The sequence below is a fragment of the Methylorubrum populi genome, from assembly GCA_036946625.1.
GTDB classification, from domain to species: Bacteria; Pseudomonadota; Alphaproteobacteria; order Rhizobiales; family Beijerinckiaceae; genus Methylobacterium; species Methylobacterium populi_C.
Genome location: JAQIIU010000003.1, coordinates 1,864,785 through 1,881,369, shown reverse-complemented (window position 1 = coordinate 1,881,369; position 16,585 = coordinate 1,864,785). Strand labels below are relative to the sequence as shown.

The 16,585-nt window shown below is 71.2% G+C and carries 10 protein-coding genes; 4 read left to right on the top strand and 6 right to left on the bottom strand.

All coding sequences use genetic code 11. The features are described 5' to 3' along the window. Positions 1-4 precede the first annotated feature (4 nt). Together PGN25_20235 and PGN25_20230 are read left to right on the top strand one after the other, a co-directional pair. Positions 5-1,537 (top strand): AMP-binding protein, encoded by a 1,533-nt coding sequence (locus PGN25_20235; GenBank protein MEH3119843.1) that lies wholly within the window; start codon positions 5-7, stop codon positions 1,535-1,537. A 169-nt stretch (positions 1,538-1,706) separates the two neighbouring features. Then, entirely contained in the window at positions 1,707-3,005 is a 1,299-nt protein-coding gene (locus PGN25_20230; protein MEH3119842.1) for a type III PLP-dependent enzyme, read from the top strand. A gap of 183 nt (positions 3,006-3,188) precedes the next feature. On the opposite strand, the gene PGN25_20225 is transcribed toward PGN25_20230, so the two are convergent. The 3 genes from PGN25_20225 to PGN25_20215 all read right to left on the bottom strand — a co-directional run bounded on the left by PGN25_20225 (position 3,189) and on the right by PGN25_20215 (position 7,331). Further along, positions 3,189-3,731: a HEPN domain-containing protein gene (locus PGN25_20225; GenBank protein ID MEH3119841.1), complete on the bottom strand. Its 543-nt coding sequence runs from the start codon at positions 3,729-3,731 to the stop codon at positions 3,189-3,191. Positions 3,732-3,854: 123 nt separating this feature from the next. Then, positions 3,855-5,378: an aldehyde dehydrogenase family protein gene (locus PGN25_20220; GenBank protein ID MEH3119840.1), complete on the bottom strand. Its 1,524-nt coding sequence runs from the start codon at positions 5,376-5,378 to the stop codon at positions 3,855-3,857. A 183-nt stretch (positions 5,379-5,561) separates the two neighbouring features. Continuing rightward, positions 5,562-7,331 (bottom strand): serine hydrolase, encoded by a 1,770-nt coding sequence (locus tag PGN25_20215; protein MEH3119839.1) that lies wholly within the window; start codon positions 7,329-7,331, stop codon positions 5,562-5,564. A 264-nt stretch (positions 7,332-7,595) separates the two neighbouring features. Between PGN25_20215 and PGN25_20210 the strand changes: the two genes are divergently transcribed. Continuing rightward, positions 7,596-8,195: a hypothetical protein gene (locus PGN25_20210; GenBank protein MEH3119838.1), complete on the top strand. Its 600-nt coding sequence runs from the start codon at positions 7,596-7,598 to the stop codon at positions 8,193-8,195. A gap of 200 nt (positions 8,196-8,395) precedes the next feature. Next, on the top strand, positions 8,396-9,562 hold the full coding sequence (locus PGN25_20205) for a multidrug effflux MFS transporter (GenBank protein ID MEH3119837.1): 1,167 nt from the start codon (positions 8,396-8,398) through the stop codon (positions 9,560-9,562). Positions 9,563-9,706: 144 nt separating this feature from the next. On the opposite strand, the gene PGN25_20200 is transcribed toward PGN25_20205, so the two are convergent. Genes PGN25_20200 through PGN25_20190 form a run of 3 tightly spaced genes read right to left on the bottom strand, consistent with a single transcriptional unit; the run spans position 9,707 to position 16,409 of the window. Then, positions 9,707-10,603, bottom strand: coding sequence for a transglutaminase family protein (locus PGN25_20200; protein MEH3119836.1), 897 nt, complete (start codon positions 10,601-10,603; stop codon positions 9,707-9,709). After that, positions 10,600-13,140 (bottom strand): circularly permuted type 2 ATP-grasp protein, encoded by a 2,541-nt coding sequence (locus tag PGN25_20195; GenBank protein ID MEH3119835.1) that lies wholly within the window; start codon positions 13,138-13,140, stop codon positions 10,600-10,602. The genes PGN25_20200 and PGN25_20195 overlap by 4 nt, the downstream gene beginning before the upstream one ends. Continuing rightward, positions 13,137-16,409 (bottom strand): transglutaminase family protein, encoded by a 3,273-nt coding sequence (locus tag PGN25_20190; protein MEH3119834.1) that lies wholly within the window; start codon positions 16,407-16,409, stop codon positions 13,137-13,139. Before PGN25_20190 ends, PGN25_20195 begins: the two co-directional genes overlap by 4 nt. Positions 16,410-16,585: the final 176 nt, after the last annotated feature.

The following is a 16,585-nucleotide window of genomic DNA, read 5'->3' as shown; positions in this document are numbered from 1 at the left end:
TTCCATGGCCCCGACGCTGCTGCACCACCTGCTCGAAGGAGCCGGCGCGGACGATCACCCCGCGATCGTCGAGGGGGCCGAGCCCCTCTCCTACGGCGATCTTCGAGCGCGTGCCGCGGCCTTGGCCGCGCGCCTGCGCCGCCTCGGGCTGGCGCCCGGCGACCGGGTCGCGATCCTGCTGCCGAAATCGATCCGCGAATGCGTCGCGATCTTCGCGGCGAGCGCGGCGGGCGGCGTGTTCGTGCCGATCCATCCGTCCTTGCGCCCGCGCCAGGTCCGCCACATCGTCGCCGACAGCGGCGCGCGGGTGCTGCTGACGGACACCGCCCACGCCGCCGGGCTGGAGGGTGCCCTCGACGACCTCTCGGACTTGCGCATCCTCGCCGACGAGACCGGGGACGGGTTCGAGCCGCCGCTCGCGCCCGGCGAGCCGGCGCCGGAGGGGGCGTCGGAGGGACTGGCGGCGATCCTCTACACCTCGGGCTCGACCGGCCTGCCCAAGGGCGTGATGCTCTCCCACGCCAACCTGATCGCCGGCACCCGCATCGTGCGGACCTATCTCGGGATTCGCGCGGAGGACCGCATCCTCTCGGTACTGCCCTTCTCCTTCGATTACGGGCTCAACCAGCTTCTCACCGGCGTCGAGCAGGGCGCGCGGATCGTGCTGCTGACGCCGCGGCTCGGCGACGACGTGGTGCGGGCGCTGGAGGCTCACCGCATCACCGTGCTCGCGGGCGTGCCGACGCTGTGGACGCTGCTGACCCGGGCCGCGCCGCATCTGGCCAAGGCGGATCTCTCGGCGCTGCGGGTCGTCACCAATTCCGGCGGCAGCCTCGCCCTGCCGACCATCGAACGCCTGCGGGCGCGGCTGCCGCACACCCAGATCGTGCTGATGTACGGCCTGACGGAAGCCTTCCGCTCGACTTACCTGCCTCCGCAGGAGATCGGCCGGCGGCCGGACTCGATCGGCCGCGCCATCCCCGAGACCGAGATCTTCGCGGTGACGCCGAGCGGGCGGCGGGCGCGGCCCGGCGAGCCCGGCATCCTGCATCACCGCGGCCCGACCGTCTCGATGGGCTACTGGAAGCGGCCGGAAGAGACGGCCCGCGTGCTGGTGCCCGACCCGTTCCCGGTGCCCGGCCGAGAGCCCGGTCTCGTCTGCCGCTCCGGCGACCTCGTGGTGGAGGATGCCGACGGCTTCTTCCGGTTCATCGGCCGCGAGGACACGATGATCAAGACGCAAGGGTTCCGCGTCAGCCCGACCGAGGTCGAGGCGGCGCTGATGGAGACCGGCGCCTTCCGCGCGGCGGCCGTGATCGGCCTGCCCGACCCGAGCCTCGGCCAGCGCATCCACGCGGTCACCGTGGCGGCCGAGGGCGCGCCGGGCCGGGCCGACGTGCTGCAAGCCTTGCGCACGGCGCTGGCGCCCCACCTCGTGCCCCGCACCATCGAGACCGTGCCGGCCTTGCCGACCACGCCCAACGGCAAGGTCGATTACAAGCGCCTGACCGCCGAGCGGGCGGCGGCGGAGATCTAGGGCCGATGCGCGCGCCTCGGCGGATTCTCGCCCGCTGCCCTCGTCCCGAGGTGCCGCGCGGCGGCCTCGAAGGATCGTCCAGGAACCGCTTCGAGGCCGCCGCTTCGCGTCGCCACCTCGAGATGAGGGGGAGAGTGGCAGGCACGTCGCTCGCGGAGGTCGATACGCCATGACCCAGGCCGCTGCGCCCGACCTCGCGACCGCGCTGATCGCCGAGAACTTTTCCCGCGATGCGGGCGGCGTCCTCCACGTCGGCGGCCTGCCGCTGACCGAACTGACGAAAGAATTCGGCACGCCGCTCTTCGTCTACGATGCCGGCCTGATGCGCCGGACCTACCGGGCGCTGCGCGAGGCGGTGGCCGGCTTCGCCGAGGTCGACTTTTCCGTCAAGGCCAATCCCAACCCGGCCGTCATCCGTGTCTTCTCTCAGGAAGGCGCCGGGGCCGAGATCGCGTCCGGCGCCGAGTTCGAGGCGGCGTCGAAGGCCGGCGTACCCCCGCAAAAGGTCCTGTTTGCGGGGCCGGGCAAGGGCGCGGCCGATCTCGACCGGGTGATCGCCGGCGGCATCGGAGAGATCCACCTCGAAAACCGCGAGGAGGTTTTTCGCGTGGTCGCGGCGGCGCGGCGCCATGGCGTGCGCGTGCGGGTGGCCCTGCGGATCAATCCCGGCGCCGCCGCCCAGGGCGGGGCGATGCGGATGGGCGGCAAGCCCTCGCCCTTCGGCTTCGACGAGGAGGCGCTGGACGCGGCCGTCGATGCGGTGGAGGCGGACAGCGCCCTGCGCCTCGTCGGGCTCCACCTGTTCGCGGGCACGCAGGGGCTCCAGGCCGGCACGCTGCTCGGCCAGTGGGCCTACGGACTCGGGCTCGCTGCGCGCATCGCGAAAAGAATCGGGCGGCCGCTGGAGACGGTCGATCTCGGCGGCGGCCTCGGCATCCCGTACTTCTCCGGCGATGCCGCCCTCGACCTCGGCGCGATCCGCGCCGGGCTGCCCGACCTGATCGCGACGCTGCGGGCCGACCCGCTTCTGGCGGGCGCCCGCGTGGTGCTGGAGCCCGGCCGCTACCTCGCCGGGCCGGCGGGCGTCTACGTGGCGCGGGTGCTGGCGGTGAAGGACTCGCGCGGCAGCCGCTTCGTCATCACCGACGGCGGCATGCACCACCACCTCGCCGCCAGCGGCAATCTCGGCCAGATCGTCAAGCGCGACTTCCCCCTCGCGGCGGTGGTCGAAGGGCCGGAGGCGGCGCGGGCGCCCACGGCGATCGTCGGCCCGCTCTGCACGCCCCTCGACATGCTGGCCCGCGCCGCTCCCCTGCCGCCGCTCGCCGAGGGCGATCTCGTGGCGGTGCTGCAATCGGGCGCCTACGGGCTCACCGCCAGCCCGACCGGTTTCCTGAGCCACCCGTTGCCGGCCGAGGTGCTGGTGGATGGGGGCGAGGCCACGGTGATCCGGGCGCGCGGGGACTGATTATTGCTCCCCTTTCACCCGCTAACGGGAAAGGGAAATCTGGTTTCCCGACATCGAGATTAATTTACACTATGTGCGCTATTCAGAAAATTGTGGCTTGCTTTCCACTGCATGCCTTCGGGCGGACGATAAAAATACTAGGACGGATCGATCTGGAAATCTTAGGTCTGCAAAATTGTCGTGTCAAATAATCAGTACTTTGTTCTTGGCATGTCCTTCGAATTTTTGAGCAAATACGGCGCAAAAACTCCTGTAATTCTCAACGATACTCAGGCTCAGGCTGACAGATTTTCCGCTTACGATCAGGGTTTTGTCGCCATGCGCTATCTTATTACGTAGCTCATTCATGACTCGAAGCTTGGCGGCAACGATGGTATCTGGCGTGCGTTGCCACTTCAGTCCATCAAGTACTTTCTCAACGCCGAGTCGTAGAAAAAGATTGTTTATATTTTCCGGGCTTGGATTGCCCCACCGGCTGAAGCTGTTTTTATATTTTCCTATGCCGTTAGATAGATTCGGCATTACTGATTTAGAGCATTCGACGAACACGTCTTCGATGTACGCCTGCAACAAGGCCGACATCATAACCATGCAGCTCCTGTTGATCGACTCTCCTTGCCGATACCCATTGATAATGGGCGGAGCGCCTTGGTAACCACCATGTTGCTTACGACGTTGATCGATAAGTTCATCAACATAATGCAGATCCAGAACGACAGCGGTCACTGAGCGAACCTTATCTTGGAATGCCAAAATGAGATGGAGACATATTATCTTCGAGGCATCGGCATCAAAAAGCCCCAGCCTTTCGGCCGGGGCGCAGGCAGTCTCGAACGCTATCGAAAAATCTCAGAAGAACCCGAGCTTCTTCGAGGAGTAGCTGACCAGCATGTTCTTGGTCTGCTGGTAGTGGTCGAGCATCATCTTGTGGGTCTCGCGGCCGATGCCGGACTGCTTGTAGCCGCCGAAGGCCGCGTGCGCCGGGTAGGCGTGGTAGCAGTTCGTCCAGACGCGGCCGGCCTGGATGGCGCGGCCGAAGCGGTAGGCGCGGGTTCCGTCGCGGGTCCACACGCCGGCGCCGAGGCCGTAGAGCGTGTCGTTGGCGATGGCGAGCGCCTCCTCGTCGTCCTTGAAGGTGGTCACCGAGAGGACGGGCCCAAAGATCTCCTCCTGGAAGATCCGCATCTTGTTGTGGCCCTTGAACACCGTCGGCTGCATGTAGAAGCCGTCGGCCAACTCACCCTCGCGGGCGCCGCGCGAACCGCCGGTGAGGCACTCGGCGCCCTCCTGGCGGCCGATATCGACGTAGCTCAGGATCTTTTCGAGCTGCTCGGAGGAGGCCTGGGCGCCGATCATCGTGGCCGGGTCGAGGGGGCTCCCCTGCGTGATCGCCTCGACGCGCCTGATCGCGCGCTCGATGAAGCGGTCGTAGATCGACTCGTGCACCAGCGCCCGGCTCGGGCAGGTGCAGACCTCGCCCTGGTTGAGGGCGAACATGGTGAAGCCTTCGAGCGCCTTGTCGAAGAAGTCGTCGTCCTCGTCGGCCACGTCCCCGAAGAAGATGTTCGGCGACTTGCCGCCGAGTTCCAGCGTGACGGGGATCAGGTTCTGCGAGGCGTACTGCATGATGAGGCGGCCGGTGGTCGTCTCACCCGTGAAGGCGATCTTGGCGATGCGCGGGTTCGAGGCGAGCGGCTTGCCGGCCTCCAGGCCGAAGCCGTTGACGACGTTGACCACGCCCGGCGGCAGCAGGTCGCCGATCAGCTCCAGCACCACGAGGATCGAGGCCGGGGTCTGCTCGGCGGGCTTCAGGACGACGCAGTTGCCTGCCGCCAGAGCCGGCGCCAGCTTCCAGACGGCCATCAGAATCGGAAAGTTCCACGGGATGATCTGGCCGACGACGCCGAGCGGCTCGTGGAAGTGGTAGGCCACCGTGTCGTGGTCGATCTCGGAGATCGCGCCTTCCTGCGCCCGGACGCAGCTCGCGAAGTAGCGCCAGTGGTCGATGGCGAGCGGGATGTCGGCGGCGGTGGTCTCGCGGATCGGCTTGCCGTTGTCCCAGGTCTCGGCCAGCGCGATCAGATCGAGGTTCTCCTCCATCCGGTCGGCGATCCGGTTGAGGATGCGCGCGCGCTCGGCCGGCGCGGTGCGGCCCCAGGAATCCTTGGCGGCGTGCGCGGCGTCGAGGGCCTTCTCGATGTCCTGCGCGTCGGAGCGGGCGACCTCGCAGATCACCTTGCCGGTGATCGGGGAGGTGTTCTCGAAGTAGCGGCCGCCGACCGGGGCCACCCACTGGCCGCCGATGAAGTTGTCGTAGCGCGCCGAAAAGGGCGACTTCGTCTTGGCATCGGCCAGGAATTCGGGCTTGTTCATCGCGTTTCCTCCATTGCGCTCGTTCGCCGACCGCTGTTGCCGCGGGAGACAAGAGCTGCCGCCCCGTCGGATCAAGGTGGACTTTCGGCCAAGGCGGCTTCTGGCGGCCGCCGATTCGATGGCTCTCGCAACTGTCTCCGCGGGCCGCGCCGGTCCCGGCGAGGGCGGTTGCGGCCTCCTCAGTTAGACCCTTTCGGGTCCGGTGGCGACCCCGCCCCCGGTCCAGGGGGCGGGGGTCGCGTCGGGCAGCCGGGGCGCCTCGGTGTCGTAGCCGTTCTGGTGCAGGATCAGGCCGGTGATGCGGCCGGTCTCGTCGGCGAGGAAGGTCACCTGCGCGTCGACCGAGCGCAGGAAGAAGTCGCGCTCCCCCTCCGGGAACAGCTCGTTGCGCAACTGCCGGGCGGCTTGCGCGAAAATGCGCCCGTCCTCGACGGTGACCGCGATCTCGACGCCCGGCGCCAGGGCGTAGCGTCCGGCGAAAGCGGTCAGGCCGGAGCGGTCGATTGCCGTCTCGCGGTGCTCCCGCGGCGGCTCGGCCAGCGCGCGCCGCGCCTCGTCCTCGGTGACGCGCGGACCGGTCCGGTCGCGCCCGTCCCGGTGCAGGATCACCCCGGTCGGCGTGCCGTCGGTCTCGGTCTCGAAGGTGAGGCGCATGTCGGCGACCCGGCTGACGAAGGTGCGGTCGCTCTCCGGCAGGAAGGGCGTGGCCGCCTCTCCGGTCGCCCGCGCCGTCAGCCCCCTGCCCTCGCGGGCGACGGTGAGGAAGGCGCGCGGCCCGAGCCGGTAGGTGCCGGGGTAGCGGTCGAGGATCAGGTCCTCCAGAACGATTGCCTCGGGCGCCTCGTAGCGGCCGAGATGGAGCGCGGCGAGGTCGCGGGCGATCTTCTGGGCGGGCGCGGTCTCGGTGTTCGAGAGCACGATCACGGTCAGGCCGTCATCGGGATAGACGTCGTTGATCGAGAGGAAGCCGGGGATGGAGCCGGCATGTCCGAGGACGCGGTGGCCGCTCCCCGGCTCCCCCGGCTTGCCGAAGGCGTGGGCGACGAACCAGCCGAGGCCGTAGCCGGTGCCGCGATCGTCGAACATCGCCGCCCGCGAGGCCTCGGAGAGCAGGCGGGTGCCGGCCAGCGCGTTGTCCCAGGCCAGCAGGTCGTCGACCGTGGAATAGAGCGCGCCCGCCGCGTAGGCGGAACTCGCCGCCATCGGCACGGCGTTGCGCCACTGCGCCCGCCCCCGCCGGTAGCCCGCGGCGCGGCGCGGCAGCACGACCGTGAGGTCGTCGTAGCCGGTCTCCTTCAGCCCCAGCGGCGCCAGGATCTTTTCGCGCAGGTATTGCGGGTACGGCAGGCCCGAGGCCGCCTCGATCGCCATGCCGAGCAGCACGTAGTTGGTGTTGCTGTACTCGAACCGCGTCCCGGGCGGGAACAGCAGCGCCTCGCCCTCGGCCAGGGCCACGATCTGCCCCGGCGTGTGATCGACCCGGGCGATCTGGTCGTAGTAGTTCGGCAGGGCCGTGAAGTTGATGATGCCCGAGCGGTGCTGGAGCAGGTGGCGCAGGCTCACCCCCTCCCAGGCCTCCGGCACGGAGGGCACCCAGCGGCGCACGGAATCGTCGAGCCCGAGCCGGCCGGCCTCCGCGAGGGTCAGCACGGCGGCGGCCGTGAAGGCCTTGGTGAGCGAGCCGATGCGGAAATGGGTCTGCGGCGTGTTGGCGATCTCCCATTCGCGGTCGGCGAGGCCGTAGGCCCGGCGGAAGACCGGCCGCCCGTCCCGGGCCACGAGGACGACGCCGGAGAACAGGCCGGCCCCGACGTAGGGCGCGACCAGGGCCTCGGCCCTGTCCGCCTGGTCCTGCGCTCCTGCCGCGGTCACCGCGAGGGCGGTGGCGAGAACCGCGAACAGCGCTGCGAGGATGGGCCGCGCATGGCACGGGCGTGCGGCTTCATGGCTCACGGGCTCCCCTCTCCTCACGGGCTCCCCTCTCCTCACGGGCTCCCCTCTCCTCACGGGCCGGCGGATCGCACGGAAGCAGAGGCCGGCTTTGCGGCTGCGGCGTGGCAAATGCGCCGGCGCACGATGCAGGCCGCCCGCGCGGGTGCCATCACGGTTTCGCCGCGACCCGCTGCGAGAAGCGCCCGGCGCGGGTGAGGGCCGCCTCGACGCGGCAGCCCCGTCCTCCGCGCAGCCGACGAGACACCAGAGGCAGAGAAGACGACCATGACGATCCTTTCGCGCACCCTGCTCGCCGTCGCCCTCGCCGCGGGTACGCCGGCCCTTTGCGCCGCGCCCGCGCCGGCGCAGGCCAAGCCTCCGGCCCAGCAGCCCGCGAAACCGGCCGCCCGACAGGCCGAGGCACCGGAGGCGGGCAAGGAGATCGCACTGACGCAAGGACAGATCGACGGTCTCCTCGTGGCGCAGCCCGAACTCGCCAAGCTGTCCGGCGGCGCGCCCGACAAGCCCGATCCGAAGGCCGAGGCGCAGGCCCAGGGCCAGGCCGAGGCGATCGTGAAGAAGAACGGCTTCGCGAGCCTCGAAGAGTTCCAGGACGCCAGCGACACCGTCGATGCCGTGCTCGGCGGCATCGACCCCGAGACCGAGAGCTATGTCGGCCCCACGCCGCTCCTGAAGAAGCAGCTCGCGGCGGTGCAGGCCGACAAGGCGATGCCCGCCAATGAGAAGACCGAGGCGGTCAAGGAGATCAGGGAGGCGCTGGCCGCCGGCGAGCCGGCCAAGCCCTCGGAGGGCAACATCGCGCTGGTGACGAAGAACTACGCGCGGCTCAGCGCGGCGATGGGCGGTGGCGAGGATAAGAAGTAAACGCCGCATCGAGATCACCCTCCCCCGCAGAGGCGGGAGGGAGCCCGCCGTATCCTGTCCCGGCCGTCCCTGAAAGCGCCTCCACCGTGACACCCTCCCCTCGGCCCATCCCCGGCAGCCCAGCCTCCGAGGCCTCGCCGGGCGCACCCCCTTGGGTCGGGCCGGGCTTCGCCGAGTTCGTCGGCATCGTCGCGCTGATGATGGCGGTCACCGCCATGTCGATCGACAACCTGCTGCCGGCGTTTCCCCTGATCCAGGAGCGGTTCTCGGTCGCCGACCCCAACAGCCTGCAACGCCTCGTCTACGTCTACATGATCGGCTTCGGGCTGGCGCAGATCGTCTACGGGCCGGTCTCGGACGCGCTCGGGCGGCGGCCGACCCTGCTGATCAGTCTCGGCATCTACACCGCGGGCTGCATCCTCTCGATGCTGGCGCCGAGCTTCGAGTGGCTGCTCGCCTCCCGCATCATCCAGGGCATGGGCGCGGCCGGCGGCCGGGTTCTCTCCACCGCGATCGTGCGCGACCGCTTCTCGGGCCGCGAGATGGCGAGCGTGATGTCGCTGATCATGATGGTGTTCCTGATCGTGCCGATGCTCGGTCCGGCGATCGGCGCGACCATGCTGCTCATCGGCTCGTGGATCTGGGTGTTCGTGTCGATGCTGGCGCTCGGCGGCATCCTCACGCTGTGGTTCGCCCTGCGGATGCCCGAGACGCTCCACCCCGAATACCGCCGCCCGCTCTCGCTCGGGGCGACCGGTCAGGCGCTCGTCACGGTGCTGCGCACCCGCGCGGCGATCGGCTACGCCACGGCGCTCGGCCTGCTGACGGGCTGCATCATGGGCTATGTCGGCTCGGCCCAGCAGGTGTTCGACACCGGGCTCTACCATCTCGGCGGCCTGTTCCCCGTCGCCTTCGGCGTGGTGGCCGGCGCCATGGGCGCGGCGACGCTGATCAATTCCCGGATCGTGCGCTGGCTCGGGATGCGCGCGCTCTCGCATGCCGGCGTCACCGCCTTCACCGCGGTCGGGCTGGTGCAGGTCGGCATCGGCCTGCACTACCAGGGGCATCCGCCGCTGGCGCTGTTCCTGTCGGTGCTGGCGCTCAACCAGTTCCTGATCAGCTTCGCCCTGCCGAACTTCAACGCGCTGGCGCTCCAGCCGCTCGGGGCGATCGCCGGCACCGCCTCGTCGTTCCTCGGCTTCTACACCACGATCCTGGGGGCCTTCTGCGGCTTCCTGATCGGCCGCGCCTTCGACGGCACGGTGATGCCGGTGGCCTACGGCTACGCCCTGCTCGGCGGGCTCGCCCTGCTCACCGTCGCCTGGACCGAGCGCGGGCGGCTGTATCGCGCGGGGGTGTCCGGCTGACCGGCGCAGCGCATGACGATCCTGTCGGCGGAGGGAGTCGGCGCCTGGACGGAGACGCCTCCGGTGCCGTCGCGGGTCCAAGGCGCGACGTGACCGGCTTCGCGCGACCTCCTCCGCGTTCGCATCGATACCGACGTGCGGCCCTCAGGCCGCTTCGTCGTCCGGGATGACGTCGACCTCGACGGTGAGCTTCTGCGCCCCGGCCGAGGCGACGATCCCGTCGATCGGCGCCACGTCGCCGTAGTCGCGGCCGCGCGCCACCACGATGTGGTCGTCGCGCACGACGCAGGCATTGGTCGGGTCGAGGCCGATCCAGCCGCCTTCCCCCGCGTCCGGCCCGCACCACAGCGCCACCCAGGCGTGGCTGGCATCCGCGCCGCGCAGGCGCGGCCGGCCGGGGGGCGGCCGGGTGCGCAGGTAGCCGCTGACATAGGCCGCCGGCAGGCCGAGGCCGCGAAGGCCCGCGATCATCACGTGGGCGAAGTCCTGGCACACGCCCGCCCGCAGCGCGAAGGCGTCCGCCAGCGGCGTCGAGACGGTGGTGGCCTTGGCGTCGAAGCGGAAGTCTTCGCGGATGCGGTGCATCAGCTCGACCGCACCGCCCAGCGCGCTGCGCCCGGGTGAAAAGCTCTTTCGGGCGTAGTCCGTCACCGCCGGCACGAGCGGCACCCGCTGGCTCGGGAACTGGAAATGCGCTGGCCCGTCCGGTCCGAGCGTGGGCAGCGCCAGAGCCGCCGCACGCATCGCCTCCCAGGACGGGCCCGACTCGGGCGGCGGCGGGGCCGGCCGTTCCACGGCGACACGGGAAACGGCCTCGACCGCGAATTCGCGGTGGGGCTCGTCCAGCGTCAGGGTCAGCGTGTCGAGGCCGAAGAAGTCGCGCCGCTCCAGACGGCGCGTCGGCTCCGGCGCGACGGTGAGCGCGCTCTCCAGCACCCGCTGGCCCTCGCCGTCGCGGGGGCGCAGGCGCAGGTTGCAGCGCGCGAAGCGGACGGTCCGGGCGTAGCGGTAGGTCGTCAGGTGACGCAGGGTATAGATCAAGCGAGACCCGTGAGCTTCTCGGGCCGCAGGGCGTCGGGGCCGTTGGGGAAGTAGCGCCCGGCGATTCCGTCGGCGAGGCCCTCCAGATCCGTCTCGAAGCGCTCCAGGGCCTCGCCGTCGCACGCGGCGGCCTCCGCCGTCTGGAGCGTGCCGGCGAGCGCCAGCGCCCGGCGGCGGTGCGGCTCGGGCAGCCCGTCGGCGGCGAGCGCCGGCAGGGCGTCGAGATGGGCGGTGATCGCCCGCACCTGGTAGGCGACGGAGCGCGGATTGTCGGGGTCGAGCACCGCCATGTCGCACACCGCGTCGCGGCTCACGCCGACGAGGTAGCGGGCGCCGTAGGCGATCTGCGAATCGGCCAGCGAGAGCATGACGCCGAGATCCTCGGCGCTCGCCTCCGGGCCGCAGAAGCGTGAGCCGAAGCTGCAGGTGTTGATCGCCCGCTCGACGCGCTTGCCCATGTCGGCGAAGCGCCAGCCGGCGGCGTGGCCCATGTTCTCGTGGATCAGGCCGGTGAGCGCGGCGAGGTGGCCGAGCGCCCGCTCGGCCTTGCCGAAGAGCTGCGCCTCGGTCGGCACCCAGCCCTCGCTGTAGACCAGGGTGTCGCGCAGGTCGGCGAGCGCCCGCCAGGATTCCGCCGGCAGCCGCTCGCGCAGGGACGTGGCGATGCGCCGGGCTTCCAGAACGTGGCTGAGACCCGAGCCGTGGACGGTCTTGCCGGAGAGCGCCTCCTGCGCCAGCGCCGCCGGGGCGAGGTCGGCCGCGCTGACCGACCCCCAACTCTTGAGCAGCGCGCGGATGGCGAGCGCCGTCGGCGCGCCCTCCGCGCCCGACGCGTCGGCGGCGACCGCCTCGCTGAAGACGCCGAGATGGGCCTGGACGAGGCGGGTCACGGCTTCCGCCCGCTCGAGATAGCGCCCGAACCAGAACAGGTTGTCGGCTGCCCGCGACGGCAGGTGGCCGGCGATGCGGCGGATGCGCGGGGCACTCGCGTGCACCAGGGGCGGCGTGTCGACGGGCGTGTCGGACAGGACCCAGACGTCGGCGGAGCGGATGCCGGCGCGCATCTCGCTCGGGTCGGCGCCCTCGCGCTCGGCCACGCGGCAGAAGGCGCTCGGCAAGACCCGCCAGCCGTCCGGCGTGGCGGCGGCGAAGACGCGCATCACGAAGGGGCGGGCCACCAGCCGCCCGTCCTGCCACGCCGGCATGGTCGAGAGCGGCGCGGGCTCCTGCGCCACCCAGTCGAACGGCCGCTCGCGCAAGGCCGCCACGGCGCGGACGCGGGCGGCGTCGAGGACGGGGCCGGCGAGCATCGCGTCGCGCTCCGGGCCGCGCACCGGGGTCGCGGCGGGCCGCAGCGTCAGATGGTCGAGGTTGGCCAGCGCGTGACCGAGCCCGTCGGAATCGCCGCACCACCACGTGCGCGGGCCGGTCAGGCGCAGTTCCTCGCCGGTGAGGGCCCGCGCGATGGCCGGCAGGTAGGGGCCGAGCGCGGCCGATTCGAGCACGCCGGAGCCCGGCATGTTGCCGACGACGGCGCCTCCCCGGCGCAGCACCTGGAGGATGCCGGGCACGCCGAGGCGCGAGTCGGAGCGCAGCTCCATCGGATCGAGATAGTCGGCGTCGATCCGCCGCCACACGGCGTCGGTGCGCTTGAGCCCGGCGATGGTGCGCACGTGCAGCAGCCCGTCGCGCACCACGAGATCGTCGCCCTCGACCAGGAGGAAGCCGAGATAGCGGGCGAGCGCGGCCTGCTCGACATAGGTGCTGCTGTAGGGCCCCGAGGTGAGCAGGCAGATGCGCGGGTCGCTGCGGGCGCAGGACGCGGCCAGTCCGGCCCGGAACGCCTGGAAGAAGGCCGGCAGGCGCTCGACGTGGAGGTCGGCGAACAGGTCCGGGAAGGCCCGGGCGAGCACCATCCGGTTCTCCAGCGCGTAGCCGAGGCCGGAGGGCGCCTGGGTGCGGTCGGCCAGAACCTGCCAGCGCCCGTCGGGGCCGCGGCCGACATCCGCCGCGTAGATCGGCAGCCAGCGCCCGCCGGGCGGCGCGATGCCGTGGACGGGCCGCAGGAACTCGGGATGCCCCGCCGCCACGCCCGCGGGCAGAAAGCCCTCCGAGACGAGCCGTCCGGCGCCGTAGAGGTCGGCGACGATGCGCTCCATCAGGCCGGCGCGCTGAACGATGCCGGCGGACAATTCCGCCCAGTCGGCGGCGTCGATCACGAGCGGCAGCGAGCCCAGCGGCCAGGGATGCTCGCGCCCGTCGCCGTAGACCCGGTAGGAGATGCCGGCGTCGCGGATATGCCGCTCGGCGGAGAGGAAGCGGGCGGCGACCTCGCGGTCGTCGAGCCGGGCGAGGCGTTCGAGGAAGCGCGGCCAGCCGCCGCGCAAGGCGCCGTCCGCATCCATCAGCTCGTCGGCGAGGCCGGGGCGGGGCGCGTACCCTTCCGTCCAGCGGCGCATGCGCGTGGCCGCGTCGTCGGCCACCCAGGTCGAGGCGTCGGGCGTGGGCCCGTCCGCGAGGGCGGCCGAAGCGATCATCGGGGCGCGGGCGTGCGCAGGTCGAGGGTCAGGGGGAAGTCGCCCGTGCGCTCCTCGGCCGGCATCGCGACGCGGCCGGGGGTGTGGCCCATCGCCTCGAACCGGGCGAGGCGGCGCCCCTCCGCCTCGTAGGCGTTGACGGGGAAGCTGTCGTAGTTGCGCCCGCCCGGATGGCTGACATGGTAGCGGCAGCCGCCGAGCGAGCGGCCGCTCCAGGCGTCGAGGATGTCGAAGGTCAGCGGCCCGTGCGGCGGGATCGTCGGGTGCAGCGAGGAGGCCGGCTGCCACGCCTTGAAGCGCAGGCCGGCGACCGCCTCGCCGCTGGCGCCGGTCGGCGTCATCGGCAGGCGCCGGCCGTTGCAGGCGATCACGTGCCGGCCGGGGACGTAGCCCTCGACCTTCACCTGAAGCCGCTCGACGGATGCGTCCACGAAGCGCACGGTTCCCCCGGCTGTCCCCTCTTCGCCCAGCACGTGCCAGGGCTCCAGCGCCTGGCGCAGTTCGAGGCCGACGCCGCCCTGCTCGACCCGGCCGAAGACGGGGAAGCGGAACGCGGCTTGAGCCGCGAAGGCCAGAGGATCGAAGTCGTAGCCGCCGGTCCGCAGGTCTTCCAGCACGCCGAGGAAGTCGGCCCAGAGGAAATGCGGCAGCATGAAGCGATCGTGCAGGGCCGTGCCCCAGCGGACACAGCCCCCCGTCTGCGGCTCGCGCCAGAGCCAGGCGACGATCGCCCGCAAGAGCACCTGTTGCGCGAGGCTCATGCGCGCGTCCGGCGGCATCTCGAAGGAGCGGAATTCGAGCAGGCCGAGGCGGCCCGTCGGCCCGTCCGGCGAGAACAGCTTGTCGATGCAGATCTCGGCCCGATGGGTGTTGCCGGTCACGTCCGCGAGGATGTTGCGAAACAACCGGTCGACCAGCCAGTGCGGGATGTTGGCCTCGTCCGGACCCGGCACCTGGGCCAGCGCGATCTCCAGCTCGTAGAGCCCGTCGTGGCGCGCCTCGTCCATGCGCGGCGCCTGACTCGTCGGGCCGACATAGAGGCCGGCGAACAGGTAGGACAGGCACGGATGCCGCTGCCAGAACAGCACGAGGCTCTTCAGGAGATCCGGCCGGCGCAGGAACGGCGAGTCGGCCGGGCTCGCGCCGCCGAGCACGACGTGGTTGCCCCCGCCCGTGCCGGTGTGGCGCCCGTCGATCATGAATTTTTCCGCGCACAGCCGCGTCTGGCGTGCCTCCTCGTAGAGGCCGGCGGTGATGTCGACGGCCTCGCGCCAGGAGGCGGCGGGGTGCACGTTCACCTCGATCACGCCGGGATCGGGCGTGACCTTGATGACCGAGAGGCGCGGATCGTAGGGCGGCTCGTAGCCCTCGATATGGATCGGCTGGCCGACGGCCTCCGCGGCGCGCTCCAGATGCCCGACGAGGTCGAGGTACTCGTCGGCCCGCTCCAGGGGCGGCATGAACACGCACAGCACGCCGTCGCGGGGCTCGACCGCCAGCGCGGTGCGCACCGCCACGCCCTCGATCCCGCCGCCGTTGGCCCGGTCCGATCTTTTCGGGAGCGGCGCGCCCGGATCGGCGGGCAGGCCGGCGCGGGCGTCGAGCGGGTCCTGCGGGTGGTAGTAGGGGTAGGAGTCCGGCGGCACGTGAGGAAGCGAGCCGAGCGGCAGGCGGAACCCCATCGGCGAGTCGCCGGGGCTGAGATAAGCGCCGCCGCGGCGGAAGGCCCAGGCCTCCGAGATCCAGGCCCGCCCCTCCCCCGCCGCGAGGTTGGCGAGCGGCAGCACGTAGCCGACCGGATTGTCGAGGCCGCGCCCGAACACGCGCTGGAAGCGGGCATCGGCCTCCGGGCTGCCGGTCCGCGGCGCCGCGGTCGTGACGTTGGCCGGCAATTCGCTCTCGCGGGCCTTCCAGTAGGCCGCGTCCTCGTAGGCCGGAAAGACGAAGCGGGCGAGTTCGAGCCGTTCGGCGAGCGCGCCGACCAGTCGCTCGGCATCGGTGATGGTAGCGGTCTTCGAGCCGTCCTCGACGGCGATCAGCTCGGCGTTGCGCCAGGCCGGCACGCCGTCCTTGCGCCAGTACAGGGCGAAGGCCCAGCGCGGCAGGCTCTCGCCGGGATACCACTTGCCCTGGCCGTAATGCAGCATGCCGCCGGGGGCGAAGCGGTCGCGCAGGCGCCGCACCAGCCGGTCGGCCAGGCCCCGCTTGGTCGGGCCCACGGCGGCGACGTTCCATTCGGGGGATTCGAAGTCGTCCACCGAGACGAAGGTCGGCTCGCCGCCCATGGTCAGGCGCACGTCCTGCGCGGCCAGATCCGCGTCGATGCGCTCGCCGAGCCGGTCCATCGCCGTCCAGATCTCGTCCGAGAACGGCTTGGTGATGCGCGGCGCCTCGGCGACGCGGCTGATCGTCATGTCGTGGGCGAATGCGACCTCGGCCGGTTCGGCGAGCCCCGAGATCGGCGCGGCGGCGTTGTGGTGGGCGGTGGCCGCCAGCGGGATGTGCCCCTCGCCGGCGAGCAGGCCGGAGGTGGCGTCGAAGCCGATCCAGCCGGCGCCGGGCAGGTAGACCTCGGCCCAGGCGTGCAGGTCGGTGAAGTCGCTGGTGGTGCCCGCCGGGCCGTCGACCGCGGTGGTGTCGGGCACGAGCTGGATCAGGTAGCCCGAGACGAAGCGGGCGGCCAGCCCGAGCCGGCGCAGCACCTGCACCAGCAGCCACGCGGAATCCCGGCAGGAGCCGCTCTTCAGGGTCAGGGTCTCGGCCGGCGTCTGCACGCCGGGCTCCATGCGCACGCCGTAGGCGACCGCCGCCCGCACCCGCTCGTTCAGCGCCACGAGGAAGTCGACCGTGTGGGTCTCGTCGGGCACCTCGGCCAGAAAGGCGTCGATCTCCGCGCCCTGCGCGTCGTCGAGGACGAGGTAGGGCGCGAGCGCGACCTTGAGGTCCGCCTCGTAGTCGAAGGGGCGGCGCTCGGCATAGGGCTCGACGAAGAAGTCGAACGGGTTGATCACCGCGAGATCGGCGGTGAGATCGACCTCGACCCGGAACTCGGCGGTCTTCTCCGGGAAGACGAGGCGGGCGAGCCAGTTGCCGGCCGGATCCTGCTGCCAGTTGATGAAGTGGTTCTCCGGCGTCACCCTCAGCGCGTAGGCCGGCACCTTCGTCCGGGCATGGGGCGCCGGGCGCAGGCGGATCGTCTGCGGCCCCAGCGCGATCGGCCGGTCGTAGCGGTAATGCGTGACGTGGTGCAGGGCGGCTTGGATCGACACGGAGGCTCCGGAAGTCGTTTCTCGATGTCTCGCGACGGTTCGGTGCGGCGCGCTCTGCCGCGGGTCGCGCACCTTATACATCCCGGCGGCGGGATGGAGCGCTCGAAAAAGCAAGAACCGTGCAGTCGCCCCGGTGCCCGACGGCGGGGAACTTCGCCCGGCTCACGACCCTTGGT

Excerpts from the sequence above, each read along its gene's own strand:
- PGN25_20220 (MEH3119840.1), bottom strand. The coding sequence starts at position 5,378 with ATGAACAAGCCCGAATTCCTGGCCGATGCCAAGACGAAGTCGCCCTTT.
- PGN25_20235 (MEH3119843.1), top strand. The coding sequence starts at position 5 with ATGGCCCCGACGCTGCTGCACCACCTGCTCGAAGGAGCCGGCGCGGAC.
- PGN25_20230 (MEH3119842.1), top strand. The coding sequence starts at position 1,707 with ATGACCCAGGCCGCTGCGCCCGACCTCGCGACCGCGCTGATCGCCGAG.
- PGN25_20195 (MEH3119835.1), bottom strand. The coding sequence starts at position 13,140 with ATGATCGCTTCGGCCGCCCTCGCGGACGGGCCCACGCCCGACGCCTCG.
- PGN25_20210 (MEH3119838.1), top strand. The coding sequence starts at position 7,596 with ATGACGATCCTTTCGCGCACCCTGCTCGCCGTCGCCCTCGCCGCGGGT.
- PGN25_20205 (MEH3119837.1), top strand. The coding sequence starts at position 8,396 with ATGGCGGTCACCGCCATGTCGATCGACAACCTGCTGCCGGCGTTTCCC.